Origin of the sequence: Pseudomonas baetica, assembly GCF_002813455.1 — a bacterium.
Classification (GTDB): domain Bacteria; phylum Pseudomonadota; class Gammaproteobacteria; order Pseudomonadales; family Pseudomonadaceae; genus Aquipseudomonas; species Aquipseudomonas baetica.
Genome location: NZ_PHHE01000001.1, coordinates 2,224,708 through 2,239,390, shown reverse-complemented (window position 1 = coordinate 2,239,390; position 14,683 = coordinate 2,224,708). Strand labels below are relative to the sequence as shown.

The following is a 14,683-nucleotide window of genomic DNA, read 5'->3' as shown; positions in this document are numbered from 1 at the left end:
CCACCCTTCATTTGCCTGACACACCGCATTCGCGAGCAGGCTCGCTCCCACAAGGTTCGGCGTTGATCCACGCAAAAAAAATCATAAAAACAAAACAGGTACCTTGCGATGCACAACCAGATTGCCAGCTTCCGGGCGGCACTCGACGCCCGTCCTGTGTCCCGCTATCAGTGGTTGCTTTTGATCCTGCTCGCCTTGTTGCTGGTCACCGATGGCTATGACGCCCAGGTGCTCGGCTATGTGGTGCCGGCACTGGCCCAGGATTGGGGTCTGGAAAAGTCAGCATTCGGGCCTGTGTTCAGCGCCAACCTGTTGGGCCTCACGATCGGTTCTCTCGTCGTCACGCCGCTGGCCGACCGCTTCGGTGTACGTCGCATCCTGCTCGCTTGCGTGCTGATCTACGCCAGCCTGACGGTGCTGATGGTGTTTGCCGACTCTCTGAATACGTTGATGGTCGCGCGCTTCATCTGCGGCATCGGTATGGGCGGCGCGATGCCCAGCGCCATGGCGTTGATGTCGGAATATTCGCCGCCGCGCCTGCGCACACTGATGGTGACACTGGCCGCGTGCGGCTTCTCCTTCGGCGGTGCAGCGGGTGGTTTTGTTGCCGCCGGGTTCATCGATCAATTCGGCTGGCAAGCGGTGTTTCTTGCCGGCGGCGTGACGCCGTTGCTGCTGTTTCCGTTTCTCTGGTGGATGCTGCCGGAATCGCTGCCGCGGTTGCTGCGTGATGCACCGCCGTACGCACGTCTGCGCAAAGTCACCGCGCGGATGCTGCCGGACTGGCAACCGCCGGCCGCTTATGTCGAGCAGAACGAGCGGGAGCAGGGCAGCAAGCTGACGGTAGTGGAGTTGTTCCGCAACGGTTATGCGCGCCCTACCTTGCTGATCTGGGCGACGTTTTTCGTCAGTCTGATCCTGTTGTATTTCATGATCAGCTGGCTGCCGTCGTTGCTGCTGGAAAGTGGCTTGAAACTCAACGAGGCCAATCTGGTGACGTCGATGTTTCTGTTTGCCGGCACGCTGGGCGCGATCTGCATGGCCTGGTTCGCCGACCGCTTGAAACGCAAAGTGCGTCTGTTGTCCGGTGTGCTCGCGGGCGCGGCGCTGTGCACGATTCTGCTGGGGCTTAATCACGACAACCCGCGTTATCTGGTGGCCTGCGTGTTTGCTGCGGGTTTTTGCATTATTGGCGGGCAACTGACGCTGAATGCGTTCGCCAGTAACTTCTACCCGGCGCACGTTCGTGCCACCGGCACGGGGTGGGCGTTGGGGGTGGGGCGTTTCGGTTCGATTCTCGGGCCGCTGTTCGGCAGTCTGCTGCTGGCGATGCACATTCCGGTGGAGCAGATTTTCTTCTTCTGCGCGATTCCGGCCGTCATTGCCGCGCTGTTGATCATTCAGGTGCGGTCGCCTGCTGAAATAACCGCGACCACTGTGGGAGCGAGCCTGCTCGCGAAGAACGATAACGCGGTCTGACCTTGAGACCGAGTCGCCTGCATCGCAAGCAGACTAGCTCCCACAGGGGATTAGTGAACAACCGAATTGGGCGGCAGATGCCCGAGCCGCTCGGTCAGGCGCAGGCGCTGTATCGGATCTTCGCTGAGCAACAGCGCACGCTCCAGGTCGAAGCGTTCGGCATTCGGGCAGTCGAGCCGCTGATACAGACTGGCCCGGGCCAGGTAATCGGCGGCGCCGGCATTACCCAGTTCGAGTACACGCTCGGCGTCGATCAGCGATGCGATAAAGTCATCGTGGGTCAGGTGCAATTGACGCAGGTTACGTGACAGGCGCTGGAGCATCTGCACGGGCGTAGCCGTGAGCAGATGCTCGGCGTTGAGTTTCATGTGCGCCCCGTATTGACGTTGCAACAGTTCGCGACAGTCATTGGGATACAGGCGTCGCCCCCCGCACGGATCCAGCAAGTGATCGGCACCAGGCACCCGTAGCAGGAAGTGCCCGGGGAAATTGACTCCGACCAGTGGAATCTCCAGACCGCGCGCCAGCTCCAGAGCAATCAGCGCCAGCGCCAGCGGCTGGCCGCGACGGGTCTGCAGCACTTTATGCAACAGCGCAGCCTGGGGGCGCAGTGGCAGAAAGTCATCCTGGGCAAAACCCAACTCAATCATGCGTCGCAGTAACGGCTGCGCGAGCTCGCTGACCGGCAGCATTGGCAAGCCGAAACTGACGCGTTGCTGCAGCTCCTTGAAGTCTTGTAGCAGCGCCTCGGGATCGATCGCTTTTTCGTGCTCGGCGGCCATCCACAACGCGGCTTCCAACAACGCGGGCGGTGAACGGTGCAGACACTCGAAAAAACGTTGGCGCGGATTCATGACAATCTCCGGGGAATGCCTCGTTTTAGCCCCGTCCGTGGCATTCGTCCAGTGCCGGGCCATGCGCGTCTGTGTTTATTCCGCAAAGCCATCATCCGCGGGGCGCTTATTCCGGTGCGCTCCAGCAATTTTCGGACGCAAGCCTATACTGGCGTTCTACAAGAAGTGATTCGGGAGCCCAACGATGTTTGCGCTCATGCAAAGCACTCGCCTGGAATCGCTGCACCTGAGCGTTGACCCGGTCTCCGGGTTGAAGGCGGTCATTGCCATTCATAACAGTCGTCTGGGGCCGGCCCTGGGCGGGTGCCGTTACCTTGCCTATCCCAATGACGAGTCGGCTGTCGAAGACGCTATTCGTCTCGCCCAGGGCATGAGCTACAAAGCCGCGTTGGCGGGCTTGCCCCAAGGCGGTGGCGTGGCGGTGATTGTGCGGCCGGTGCATGTGGAAAATCGCGGGGCGCTGTTTGAAGCCTTCGGCCGTTGCATCGATCAGCTCGACGGCCGCTATATCACCGCCATCGACAGCGGCACTTCGGTCGCAGACATGGACTGCATCGCACAGCAGACCCAGCATGTCACCAGCACCACTTCGGCCGGCGATCCTGCGCCGCACGCGGCAATGGGGGTGTTCGCCGGGATTCGCGCAACCGCCATGGCCAGACTGGGCAGCGATAATCTGGAAGGTTTGCGCATAGCGATTCAGGGGTTGGGCAATGTCGGTTTCGCGCTGGCCGAACAACTGCACGCCGTCGGGGCCGAGCTACTGGTCAGCGACATCGATCACGGCAAGGTGCAACTGGCGATGGAGCAGCTCAACGCTCACCCGATCGCCAACGACGCGTTGCTCAGCACACCGTGCGACATTCTTGCGCCGTGTGGACTCGGCGGAGTGCTCAACAGTCACTCGGTGACGCAACTGCGCTGCTCGGCGGTGGCCGGGTCGGCGAACAATCAACTGACGCATCTGGATGTTGCCGATCAACTGGAGCGGCGCGGCATCCTTTATGCGCCGGACTATGTGATCAATGCCGGTAGCCTGATTTACGTCTCGCTGAAACATCGCGGCGAGGAGCTGACCACCATTACCGCGCACCTGTCGAAAATCAGTTCACGGCTGACCGAAGTCTTTGCCCATGCGCAGGCGGAAAAACGCTCGCCGGCGCGGGTGGCCGATGAGTTGGCGGAAAAAGTTTTGTATCGCTGAGTTTCACAGGCATGAAAAAGGCCCTGAGCCATTCGACTCAGGGCCTATTCAATTCGGGCATCGATTACTTCGCGGCCTTCGCCGCTTTGGCCGGTTTAACCGGCGCTTCGGCATCGTCTGCTACCTCAGCCTGCTCGACAGGCTCTGCCGGCGCATTGATCAGCTCCGACAGGGCATCTGGCTGGCTCTTGAACGCCCGGGCGAACACATCGCGGTTCTTCGCCATGTAGATCCCGGCTTCTTCCACTTGCTGTTCAGTCAGCGACGGAACGGCTTTTTGCAGCACATCGGCCAGATATTCGGCCAGTTCGAGCATTTTGTCATGACGGTCAGCTTCGGCTTTATCCATGAACAAGCGCTCCAGATCTCGGCTGCTGCGGTATACCACTTCGACGGCCATTCACCACCTCACATGCCTTCACATTTAGTTGTCTTTGCGACTACTGTATCTATATACAGCGAAAAGGATAAGCGAATCCCTACGCTTTGGGTAGTGGCTTTTCAATGTAGACCGGATTTCGGGTTTGTCAGATCGACCGTGTCGCCCTCATTCGCGAGCAGGCTCGCTCCCACAGGATTTGGCTCAGGACGGTGCCCTGCGACCAAACGCCACGGCGCAGGTTTTGTGGCGGCTCGCCATGATGGCATGGCCTCTTTTCTGCATGAAATCAGGCGCGTGCAGAAAACCGTCACGTCCAACACGCATCATCCGCTCGCATCGGGCTAAGGAAACAACATCGTGAAAATCAACTGGGCCGAGAAACTGCGGCAAAACGTGCATCAACTGGCCGAGTCCCTGGGCAACCTGTTCGTCGAAACCTTCCATTATCTGGCGCTGTTCGCTATCGGTGCGGTGACGGCGTGGGCGGCGGTGATGGAGTTTCTCGGCATGCTCGAAGAAGGGCATATCAAGATCGATGACATCCTGTTGCTGTTCATCTATCTCGAATTGGGCGCGATGGTCGGGATTTACTTCAAGACCAACCACATGCCGGTGCGCTTCCTGATCTACGTGGCGATCACCGCGCTGACCCGACTGCTGATCTCCAACGTCTCGCACCACAACCCGCCGGACATGGGCATCATTTATCTGTGCGGCGGCATTCTGCTGCTGGCGTTCTCGATTCTGGTGGTGCGTTACGCTTCGTCGCAATTCCCCTCGGTGAAGATCGAAAAACCGCAACGCAAGCTCGGTGCCGGTTCCGGTGAGCATCCCGAAGTGGAGAAGGGCGAACTTTAAAGTCCCGCGACTGGCCGGGGCTGGCCTTTGACCTGAGGCGGTGGCGGGGTCAGCCCGTCGCCGTTGGTCATGGCTTCGAGAATCGCCATGGCGCTATGGCCCTGCTCAATCGCGATGCCAAACTGAATGCTTTGCACCAGCAGTTTGAGGCGTTTCGGGTCATTGCGCTGTTCGGCGCTGATCATCCGTTTGGCCACGATCCGGCCGCTGTTGGACAGGGTCAGCATGATGCTGCCGTCCAGGCCCTGAATGCTCAGGTTGATCTGATAGTCCGGCGCAAAGGCATCGGTAATGATCTGAAAAGGATTGTCCATGATGCGTCACCGCCTGATTGAACGTGCAGTTGTTGACCGGCCGTGATCGGGTTGGTTCGTCCATCCAGACCATCGGCCATTCCGTGGCCTGTGTGGTTGCTTCATGTAGGAGTTGCCGCAGGCTGCGATCTTTTGATCTTCGGTGTTTTGATTTCGGTCATGAGGATCACAAAGATCAAAAGATCGCAGCCTGCGGCAGCTCCTACAGGGGTGTAGCAAGGGCTGTGCCGGGAAAATTGTCGAACAATGAACACGGGGATAAAAAAGGCGAGCCGCGTGGCTCGCCTTTTTTTGTGGCCCGTTTTCAGGGCAGGAACGAGTAGATGATCGCAGACAGTGCAATCAGGCCGATCAGCACCACGAACACATTGGATGCCTGGCCAGAATACTGGCGCAAGGCCGGCACGCGGCGGATGGCGTACATCGGCATCAGGAACAGCAGGCAGGCGATCACCGGGCCGCCGAGGGTTTCGATCATGCCGAGAATGCTTGGATTGAAAGTGGCCACGGCCCAGCAACTGAGGATCATGAACAGCGCGGTCGCACGGTTCAGCCAGCTCGCCGACATTACCCGGCCACGGCTGCGCAGGCTTTTAGCGATCATGCCTTGAAAGCCTTCGCTGGCGCCGATGTAATGGCCGAGGAAGGATTTGGTGATTGCCACCAGCGCAATCAGCGGTGCGGCATAGGCGATGACCGGGGTCTGGAAGTGGTTGGCCAGGTACGACAGGATCGAGATGTTCTGCGCCTTTGCGGCCGCCAGATCCGCCGGCGACAGCGCCAGCACGCAACTGAAGCAGAAAAACATCACCGTGATCACCATCATGCCGTGGGCCATGGCGAGGATGCCGCTGCTCTTGCGTTCGGCCTGGTCGCCGTAGCGTTGTTTCTGGTCAACCGCGAAGGCCGAAATGATCGGCGAATGGTTGAACGAGAACACCATCACCGGAATCGCCAGCCACATCGTCTTGAGGAACACCGACATCGGCATTGCCTCTTGAGCGCTGGCGAAGAAAGCGCCGTTCCAGTTCGGAATCAGGCTGAGGGCGAGCAGCAGCAACGCAGCGACAAACGGATAAACCAGCACGCTCATGGCTTTGACGATCACGGTCTGGCCGCAACGCACGATCGCCATCAGGCCGAGAATCAACGCCAGTGAGAGAATCGCCCGTGGCGGCGGGGCGATGTGCAATTGATGTTCGAGAAAACTGCTCAAGGTGTTGGTCAGCGCCACGCTGTACACCAGCAGGATCGGGAAGATCGCGAAGAAATACAGCAGCGTGATCAGCTTGCCGGCACCGATGCCGAAGTGCTCTTCGACCACTTCAGTGATGTCGCCGGAACGGCCGGACAAGACAAAACGGGTCAGCCCACGGTGAGCGAAGTACGTCATCGGGAATGCCAGCACGGCGAGAATCAACAACGGCCAGAAACCACCAACGCCAGCGTTGATTGGCAGGAACAACGTACCGGCACCGATGGCGGTGCCGTACAACCCGAGCATCCAGGTGGTGTCGAATTTGCTCCAGCCCTTGTGGGCAGTTTCTGCGTTGCGTGCCAGATCTACAGCGAGGTTTTCGGCAGCAGGTGTACGTACATCGGTCATCGGTATCGCCTCGTTATTATTCTTGCTCGGGCTCACGTATTGCGGACGGTCGGGGAATGCTCCTCAGCACTCCACCCAGCTGACAGCCAGGCCGCCCCGTGAAGTTTCTTTGTATTTGTCGTGCATGTCGGCGCCGGTATCGCGCATGGTGCGGATCACCCGGTCGAGGGAGATGAAGTGGTTGCCGTCGCCGCGCAGGGCCATCTGTGTCGCGTTGATCGCTTTCACGGCGGCGATGGCGTTGCGCTCGATGCACGGCACTTGAACCAACCCGCCGACCGGGTCGCAGGTCAGGCCGAGGTTGTGTTCCAGGCCGATTTCGGCGGCGTTTTCCAGTTGTTCCGGGGTGGCGCCGAGCACTTCGGCAAGGCCTGCGGCCGCCATTGCGCAGGCTGAGCCGACTTCGCCCTGACAGCCGACTTCGGCGCCGGAGATCGAGGCATTCTTCTTACACAGAATGCCGACCGCCGCAGCGCCCATGAAGAACGCGACGACGTCGTCGTCGGACGCGTCCGGATTGAATTTCATGTAGTAGTGCAGAACCGCTGGAATGATCCCGGCCGCGCCGTTGGTCGGCGCAGTGACCATGCGTCCACCGGCGGCGTTTTCCTCGTTGACGGCGAGGGCGAACAGGTTGACCCACTCCATGGCCGACAGCGTCGAGCTGATGACATTCGGCTTGCCGATTTCCAACAGGCTGCGGTGCAGTTTTGCGGCACGGCGCGGCACATTGAGACCACCGGGCAGAATGCCCTCGTGGCGCAGTCCTTGTTCAACGCATTCGCGCATCACCGACCAGATGTGCAGCAGCCCCTGACGAATTTGTGCGTCAGTGCGCCATGCGCGTTCATTGGCCATCATCAATTCGCTGACCCGCAGATTGTGTTTTTTGCACAGCGACAGCAGTTCGGCGGCGCTGGAAAAATCGTACGGCAACACCACGTCGCCGCTCGGGGCCACGCCCGACTCTGCCTCCGCCGCTTCGATGATGAAACCACCACCGACCGAGTAGTACGTTTGTGTAAACAGCTCGGCGGTTTCGCCAAAGGCTGTCAGCGACATGGCATTGGGGTGGTAGGGCAGGCTTTCGTCGAGTAGCAGCAGATCGCTTTGCCAGTTGAAGGCAATCGAGCGTTGACCGGCCAGCGACAGTTGGCCGCTTTCGCGCAGTTGCTGGATGCGCGGATCAATGGTCGACGGATCGATGCTGTCCGGCCATTCGCCCATCAGGCCCATGACCGTGGCGCGGTCGGTGGCGTGGCCGACGCCGGTGGCCGACAGCGAACCGTATAAACGGATTTCAACGCGGCGCACATCGTTCAACAACCGTTGATCGATCAACGCCTGGGCGAAAGTCGCGGCGGCGCGCATAGGGCCTACGGTGTGGGAACTGGACGGACCGATGCCGACTTTGAATAGATCGAAAACACTGATAGCCATGCTAAAGCCTTACAAGCAATGGAGTAGGAAATCGCCGCCATTTTTTGTAGGACAAGCGCAATGTCGGCGATACTGCCCACCTTGATCTTCAGTGACCAACGAAACTTCCTAAGACAGCCTTTAGCAGGACTAAACGATGAGTCGTCAATTGCATGCCCAGACTTACGTCTGGCTGCAGGTGTTTTCCTGTGCCGCGCGGCACCTGTCCTTCACCCGTTGCGCGGAAGAACTGCACATCACGCCGGGCGCGGTCAGCCAGCAAATCCGCCAGTTGGAGGAGCGCCTCGGTTTTCGCCTGTTTCACCGCCGCGCTCGCGGGGTCGAGTTAAGTGCAGAAGGGCAGCGGCTGGCCATGACGGTCAACGAAGCCTACGGCAGCATCGACGCCGAATTGCGCCGACTGGATGCGGGGATGATCAGCGGAATTCTGCGCGTGCGGTCGATTCCTTCGTTCCTCAGTAAGTGGTTGACGCCACGATTGCCGCGACTGCAACAGCGTTATCCGGATATCCAGCTACGACTGGTGGCTGAGGACAGCAGCGTGCCATTGCACGAGGGCGATTTTGATCTGGCCATCGACTTGAATGACGGCAGCTATCCAGGACTGTTATCCACAGCCTTGCTCGATGAACAGATTTTCCCGGTTTGCGCGCCGAGCCTGTTGCGTGGCCGCCCACCGCTGCACGGGCCGGCGGATCTGGTGCATTTTCCGTTGCTGCACGACATCACCGCCTGGCGCGGCAGTTATGAATACGCGGAGTGGGAATTCTATTTGAACGCTATCGGCTTCGAAGGGGCCGATGTGCGGCGCGGGCATACGTTCAATCGCAATCACCTGACCATCGAAGCCGCCATCGCCGGCATGGGCGTGGCGATTGCCCGACGCACGCTGCTCAACGATGAACTGGAGCGGGGCACGTTGATTGTGCCGTTCGGCCTGTCGGTGCCCAATCACAAACGCTACGTGTTGCTCTATGCGCCGGGGGCGTTGAGCCATCCGGGCGTGCGTGCGGTGCATGACTGGCTGGTGGAGGAGGCGGGGATTTTTCGCAGTCTGCACCCGTTGAACGACGGGCAATTGTGAGTGAATTTTGCAGGGCGACCAGGCGACCCAACTCCCGACCTTACCAGCGCTGTGCCCGGTTGTCCGGCTTTTTTTGCGAATGAATATTTATCTTTTTTCAGGGGTTGAAATGTTCGCCGGTCGGGCCGATTGTTGTAACCAAGAGGTCAAGAAAATATGTCTACGGCCTCTCGCGAGCTAGCTGAAATAAGGGATGAACTATGCAAATCCAAGTCAACAGCGATAACCATATTCAAAGTAGTCAACGACTGGAGGAGTGGGTACGTACAACCATTGAGAGCACGCTCGAACGTTATGAAGAAGACCTGACCCGTGTCGAAGTCCACCTGAGCGACGAGAACGGCGACAAACCTGGTCCTCATGACTTGCGCTGCCAACTGGAAGCGCGGCCAAAAGGCCATCAACCGATTTCCGTCACCCACAAAGCCGATTCGCTGGAACAGGCGATCGACGGTGCAGCCGAAAAACTGGAGCACGCGCTGGAGCACCTGTTTGGCAAATTGCGCGGCAAACCACGTGCTGCGGTGGTGCCATTCAGCAAGACGAATGACGCACTGCTGGAGGAAGAATTTCTTGAGAATGAACAGGCAGCGATCAACAGTTGATACGCTGATTTCATAAGCCACCCAATGAGAACGGGCCTGCGGAAGCAGGCCCGTTTTTGTTTGTGGAGTTATTTGCGCAGGGCATAAGAGAGCGCCCCCTCACCCCAGCCCTCTCCCTCCGGGAGAGGGGGCCGACCGAGGTGTGTTGCGGGTTACATCGACCTGAAAGACCGAGTCGATTATGGATTCGGTAAAGCAGAATCAGGTCGGCGTAGCTCGCAAGCATCCCCCGGTCAGTCCCCTCTCCCTCTGGGAGAGGGTTAGGGTGAGGGTATTTTTCGATTCGCTGCAATTCTTATGATCTGCTCCAGCACATCGTCCATCTGCTGGATCACCTCGAGATTACTGAAACGCACAATTTCAATCCCCTTTTGATTCAGATAGCGTGTCCGGCGCTGATCATGAATCAGTCCCTGCGTTTCAAAGTGCTGACCACCGTCCAGCTCAATCGCCAATTTCAACTCCGCACAGTAAAAATCCAGAACGTAAGGCGGACACGGAAACTGCCGGCGAAATTTCAGATTGGCGATCTGGCGGGAGCGGAGTTTTTGCCAGAGCAGGTGTTCGCAATCGGTTTGGTTGACGCGGAGCTGGCGGGCGAATTGGGCGAGGGTGGAGCGGGTTTGCATGCTTCACGATCCTTGTGAAGTTGGTTTGATATTTCACTGTAGCCGAGAACCCTCACCCCAGCCCTCTCCCAGAGGGAGAGGGGGCCGACCGAGGTGTCTGGCGTTGTACATCGACCTGACAGACCGAGTCGATTATGGATTCGGCAAAGCGGTTTCAGGTCGAGTCGATTATGGATTCGGCACAGCACGTACAGGTCGGCGTACCTCGCAAGCATCCCACGATCAGTCCCCTCTCCCTTTGGGAGAGGGCTAGGGTGAGGGGCTTCTCAATCCTCAGAACGCTACAGAAGTCTGCACATAAACCGTGCGCGGTTCCCCGACATACTTGCCCTTGTTGTTGTCATCGAATGAACGCGTGAAGTATTGCGTGTTGAAGATGTTCTTCACCCCCACCGCCACATTCAGATCCGACAATTGCGGCCCGAAGTCATAGCCCGCGCGACTGCTGAACAGCATGTAGCCGGGGATCTTGCCGGTGCTGCCGTCGGCGCTTTCTTTCGACGTGTTGGCGTTGTCGGCGAACTGGTCGCTCTGGAAGCTGCTATCGAAATTGAGTTTCCACGGCCCCTCGGTGTAACCGACGCCAATCGTGCCTTTGTGTTTTGAGGAGAACGGCACGCGATTGCCCTTGTTCGGCCCGTCTTCGCGGATGGTCGCATCGACGTAGGCGTAAGAGGCGTAAACATCGAAACCGGCCAGCGCCGGGCTCAAGTCGTCCAGCGCATAGTTGACGCTGGTCTCGATGCCTTGATGGCGGGTTTCGCCACGGGCGATCACCGAATCGTTGGTCTGGTTGCTTTCGTACTGGTTGTCGAAGTTGATCAGAAACGCGCCGATCTCTGCGCGCAACGCGCCGTTGTCGTAACGGGTGCCGAGTTCCCAGGTGCGCGCTTTTTCCGGTTTCACTTCGCCGCTGGTGACGCGGTTGGGCATCTGGCTGTATTGCACGCTGCCGAACGAACCCTCGGTGTTGGCGTACAGGTTCCAACTGTCGGTCAGGTGATACAGCACGTTTAACGCCGGCAGCGCGGTGTTGTAGTCGCCTTTGTATTTGACGTTGGTCAGGTTGTTGGTCTGCTGCGATTCGATCATCTCGTAGCGCACGCCCGGGGTGATCGTCCACTTGCCGATATCGATGCGGTCGTCGACGAAGAACGCATTGGCTTCGGTGCCGCCGCGCGTATCGCGGTCGTTGCGGCTGTCGGTGGTCGGGTATTGATTGCTGGCAATCGGCGTGCGGTAGCGCAGTTCGTGGCCCGCCTCGTTGATGTAGCGATAGCCGACGCCGACTTCATGGCTGGTCGGGCCGAGGTCGAAACCCTGGGCGAAGCGGGTTTCGAAGCCGCGCACCCAATACTCGCGTGGCGACAGCGACAGGAAGCTGCCCTGATCCAGATAACCGCTGCGCAGGGTTTTGGTGAAGAAGGTGTTGGCGGTGAACTCGCGGCGATCTTCCTGATAGCGGTAACCGAAATTGAACATCGTGCGCCGGCCCCAGAACTGGTCTTTCGGCCGCGTCGACTGGTACGGATCGGCATCGTAATCAGCCACGTTCAAGCCGCCGGGCATGTCAGCCTTGCCTTCGTAATACTGAGCCATGGCGTTGAAACTGTTGGCCTCGTCGAGCTGGTATTTGCCCTTGAGGATCAGGTCGTCGATCTCGGTGTCGCTGTGCTCACGCCAGTCGCCGCCGCGAGTGCCGGAGTACAGCAAAGCGCCGCCCAGACCGTTGGCGTTGGTGCCGCCGGCCAGCAGATTGGCGCTGGTCTTGAAGCCATCGTGGCTCGACGACGGGCTGGTTTCGGTCTGGAAACCACCCTTGACCGTCGGCTCGTCGGGAATCGCCCGGGTCACGAAGTTGACCACGCCACCGACGTTCTGCGGACCGTAACGCACCGCGCCACCGCCGCGCACCACGTCCACCGCATCCATGTTGCCCATGCTGATCGGCGCGAATGACAACTGCGGTTGGCCATAGGGCGCGAACGGCACCGGGATGCCGTCCATCAACACCGTCGAGCGTGCGGCCAGGCGCGGGTTCAAACCACGAATGCCGAAGTTCAGCGCCATGTCGTGGCTGCCGGTGCCGTTGTTTTCCGGGGCGTTGACGCCGGGGATGCGGTTGAGCACGTCGCGCGCCTGGGTGGCGCCCTGGCGTTCGAAGTCTTCCCGGCGGATCACGTCCCGGGCGCCAGGGTGTTCGAAAACGTTGATTTGCTGCGCATCGCCGAGCCAGTCGCCGACGACTTTCGAGGTGTCCAGCTCAAGCGCTGTGTCACCCGCCGGTTGCAGGCTGAAGGCGTTATCGCCCTCGGCGCGGGCTTGCAGGCCAGTGCCTTCGAGCAATGCATTCAAACCTTGCTCGGTGGTGTAGCTGCCCTCCAGGCCGCGGCTTTGCACGCCACTGGTGACTTGCGAGCCGAACGAGATCAGCACCCCGGCTTCACGGCCAAACTGGTTGAGGGCGTTTTCCAGCGACGACGGCGCAATGTGATAAGCCTTGGCGTCGGCAGCCAGCGCGGCGGGCAGGGCGCCGAAACTCAGGCTGGCGCCGAAGACAAGGTTGCGCAGGCTGCGGGCCAGTGGCGTGAGGCGGGTGGGGTGCATGGTGGAGGGTCCTGAGAAGGTTGAATCAAGGGGGGCTTTCCTTCTCTGTCACGCCAGATCTGAAAAACGGCTCATTTTTTTTGAAGAGCAAAAGATCGCAGCCTGCGGCAGCTCCTACAGGGTGTACACAAATCCCGTGTAGGAGCTGCCGCAGGCTGCGATCTTTTGACCTTGCGGTTACACCCGCGCCTCGACGCTGACCCAATAACGGGTAAAACGCCTCACCTTCACCGGCAAACTGATTTCCAGCAGATCGAGGATTCGCTCGCTGTCGTCCAGTGGATAAGTCCCGGAGATCAGCAGATCGGCGACCTTCTTGTCGCAATTGAGCTGGCCGCGGCGGTAGCGTCCCAGCTCATCGAGGAAATCACCCAGACGCATGTGCGCCGCCACCAGCATGCCCTCGGCCCAGGCGCCGCTGTTGGCGTCCAGAGGTCCGGCTTCGCTGACAGACGTCGAGCTGAAGCTCAGTTGCCGGGCGACGGGCAGCCACATCGGCGCGCGTCCATTGGCGGTCAGTTCAACCCGACCTTCGAACAGCGCCACCTGCGTGCGATCAGCAAACTGCCGTACGTTCAGGCGTGCGCCTGGGGTTTTCAGAATCCCCTGCGCGGTGCGTATTTCGAAGGGTTGGGCAGCGGTCAGGAGGATTTCGCCTTCAAGCAAACGGATCAATCCTTGCCCGCTCTCTACATCCACTGAACTGGCCGTGTTGAGTTGCAACTGACTGCCCGCCCCCAACGCAATCTTGCGTCGCTGACCCAGCGGGCTGCGGTAATCGGCGAGCAGCGACGGCAACGGGTTGTGCTCGCGCATGCCCCAGGTGACGGCGGAGCCGGCGCCAAGAATCAGCAGCAGCTTCAGCGCCTGACGGCGGCTACCGGACTTCGGTGTATTCAGCACCGCATGCGCCAGCGGCGAAAAAATACCGCGCATGCGCTGGTTGACTCGCTGAATGTGTTCCCAGGCGCGGCGATGTTCACTGTGGGCGTCCAGCCACTGCTGCAACGCCTGTTGCTGGCGCGCGGTGAAGGCGCCTTGCTGCATTTCCATCAGCCAGTGCACAGCCTGTTCGGCCACTTGCGAGGAGAAATCCGGAACGCGGTTCACAGTGCGAAATAGCAGCGCATCGCCGCTTTGTTCAGATGACGTTTGACCGTCGCGACCGAAATGCCCAACTCGACGGCGATTTGCGGATAAGTCAGGCCATCGACCTGCGCCAGCAAAAAGGCGCGTTTGACCAGCCGTGGCAAACCGTCGAGCAGTTGATCCAGCTCCATCAGGGTTTGCAGGATGATCGCTTTGTCTTCTTCCGACGGCGCAGCCATTTCCGGCATCTGTGCGAGGGTGTCGAGGTAGGCGCGCTCCAGATCCTGCCGGCGGTAGTGATTGCACAGCACGCGCTTGGCAAGGGTGGTGAGAAAGGCGCGCGGCTCGATGATCACCGGTGCTTCGCGTGCGGTCAGCACTTTGATGAAGGTGTCCTGCGCCAGATCCGCCGCGCTGTCCGGACAGCCGAGTTTGCGCCGCAGCCAACCAGTGAGCCAGCTGTGATGTTCCTGATAGAGCGATTCGACGGGATGGGCGGACGGCAACGGTATTACTCCGGGCGCACTTTTGT

Annotated in this window: 13 protein-coding genes and 1 pseudogene; 5 read left to right on the top strand and 9 right to left on the bottom strand. The window is 59.6% G+C overall.

All coding sequences use genetic code 11. The annotated features are described in order from the left end of the window. Positions 1 to 108 precede the first annotated feature (108 nt). Positions 109 to 1,479, top strand: coding sequence for an MFS transporter (locus ATI02_RS10250; RefSeq protein ID WP_100846204.1), 1,371 nt, complete (start codon positions 109 to 111; stop codon positions 1,477 to 1,479). A 50-nt stretch (positions 1,480 to 1,529) separates the two neighbouring features. On the opposite strand, the gene ATI02_RS10245 is transcribed toward ATI02_RS10250, so the two are convergent. Beyond that, positions 1,530 to 2,333 carry a SirB1 family protein gene (locus ATI02_RS10245; protein ID WP_100846203.1) on the bottom strand — a complete coding sequence of 268 codons (804 nt, stop codon included), beginning with the start codon at positions 2,331 to 2,333 and terminating at the stop codon, positions 1,530 to 1,532. A gap of 184 nt (positions 2,334 to 2,517) precedes the next feature. Here ATI02_RS10245 and ATI02_RS10240 point away from each other — a divergent pair, with 184 nt between their 5' ends. Further along, positions 2,518 to 3,537 carry a Leu/Phe/Val dehydrogenase gene (locus tag ATI02_RS10240; RefSeq protein WP_100846202.1) on the top strand — a complete coding sequence of 340 codons (1,020 nt, stop codon included), beginning with the start codon at positions 2,518 to 2,520 and terminating at the stop codon, positions 3,535 to 3,537. Positions 3,538 to 3,682: 145 nt separating this feature from the next. Here the strand turns inward: ATI02_RS10240 and ATI02_RS10235 are convergent. After that, a pseudogene (locus tag ATI02_RS10235) lies at positions 3,683 to 3,937 on the bottom strand (YebG family protein); the annotation flags it as partial. A gap of 339 nt (positions 3,938 to 4,276) precedes the next feature. On the opposite strand from ATI02_RS10235, the gene ATI02_RS10230 reads away from it, so the two are divergent. After that, on the top strand, positions 4,277 to 4,777 hold the full coding sequence (locus ATI02_RS10230; RefSeq protein WP_095188769.1) for a phosphate-starvation-inducible protein PsiE: 501 nt from the start codon (positions 4,277 to 4,279) through the stop codon (positions 4,775 to 4,777). Here the strand turns inward: ATI02_RS10230 and ATI02_RS10225 are convergent. From ATI02_RS10225 to ATI02_RS10215, 3 genes are all read right to left on the bottom strand, one after another. Then, the gene (locus tag ATI02_RS10225) at positions 4,774 to 5,091 is read right to left on the bottom strand and encodes a DUF3509 domain-containing protein (protein ID WP_100846200.1); all 318 of its coding nucleotides are present in this window, start codon (positions 5,089 to 5,091) and stop codon (positions 4,774 to 4,776) included. The two genes, ATI02_RS10230 and ATI02_RS10225, sit on opposite strands and share 4 nt — an antisense overlap. Before the next feature lie 304 nt (positions 5,092 to 5,395). After that, entirely contained in the window at positions 5,396 to 6,697 is a 1,302-nt protein-coding gene (locus ATI02_RS10220; RefSeq protein ID WP_100846199.1) for a serine/threonine transporter, read from the bottom strand. Positions 6,698 to 6,760: 63 nt separating this feature from the next. Beyond that, positions 6,761 to 8,137 carry an L-serine ammonia-lyase gene (locus tag ATI02_RS10215; protein WP_100846198.1) on the bottom strand — a complete coding sequence of 459 codons (1,377 nt, stop codon included), beginning with the start codon at positions 8,135 to 8,137 and terminating at the stop codon, positions 6,761 to 6,763. A 136-nt stretch (positions 8,138 to 8,273) separates the two neighbouring features. Here ATI02_RS10215 and ATI02_RS10210 point away from each other — a divergent pair, with 136 nt between their 5' ends. Both ATI02_RS10210 and ATI02_RS10205 read left to right on the top strand, forming a co-directional pair. Then, complete coding sequence (locus ATI02_RS10210; protein WP_095188773.1) at positions 8,274 to 9,221, top strand: LysR substrate-binding domain-containing protein; 948 nt, start codon at positions 8,274 to 8,276, stop codon at positions 9,219 to 9,221. Between the two features lie 200 nt (positions 9,222 to 9,421). Further along, entirely contained in the window at positions 9,422 to 9,826 is a 405-nt protein-coding gene (locus ATI02_RS10205; RefSeq protein ID WP_095188774.1) for an HPF/RaiA family ribosome-associated protein, read from the top strand. A gap of 260 nt (positions 9,827 to 10,086) precedes the next feature. Here the strand turns inward: ATI02_RS10205 and ATI02_RS10200 are convergent, their stop codons facing one another. From ATI02_RS10200 to ATI02_RS10185, 4 genes are all read right to left on the bottom strand, one after another. Then, complete coding sequence (locus tag ATI02_RS10200) at positions 10,087 to 10,455, bottom strand: endonuclease domain-containing protein (protein ID WP_100846197.1); 369 nt, start codon at positions 10,453 to 10,455, stop codon at positions 10,087 to 10,089. A 273-nt stretch (positions 10,456 to 10,728) separates the two neighbouring features. Beyond that, a complete protein-coding gene (gene fecA / locus ATI02_RS10195) occupies positions 10,729 to 13,062 on the bottom strand; it encodes a TonB-dependent Fe(3+) dicitrate receptor FecA (RefSeq protein WP_100846196.1) in 2,334 nt (777 codons plus the stop codon). 177 nt (positions 13,063 to 13,239) lie between these two features. Further along, a complete protein-coding gene (locus tag ATI02_RS10190) occupies positions 13,240 to 14,172 on the bottom strand; it encodes a DUF4880 domain-containing protein (protein WP_100846195.1) in 933 nt (310 codons plus the stop codon). Then, positions 14,169 to 14,657 (bottom strand): sigma-70 family RNA polymerase sigma factor, encoded by a 489-nt coding sequence (locus ATI02_RS10185; RefSeq protein WP_100846194.1) that lies wholly within the window; start codon positions 14,655 to 14,657, stop codon positions 14,169 to 14,171. The genes ATI02_RS10190 and ATI02_RS10185 overlap by 4 nt, the downstream gene beginning before the upstream one ends. Positions 14,658 to 14,683 lie beyond the last annotated feature (26 nt).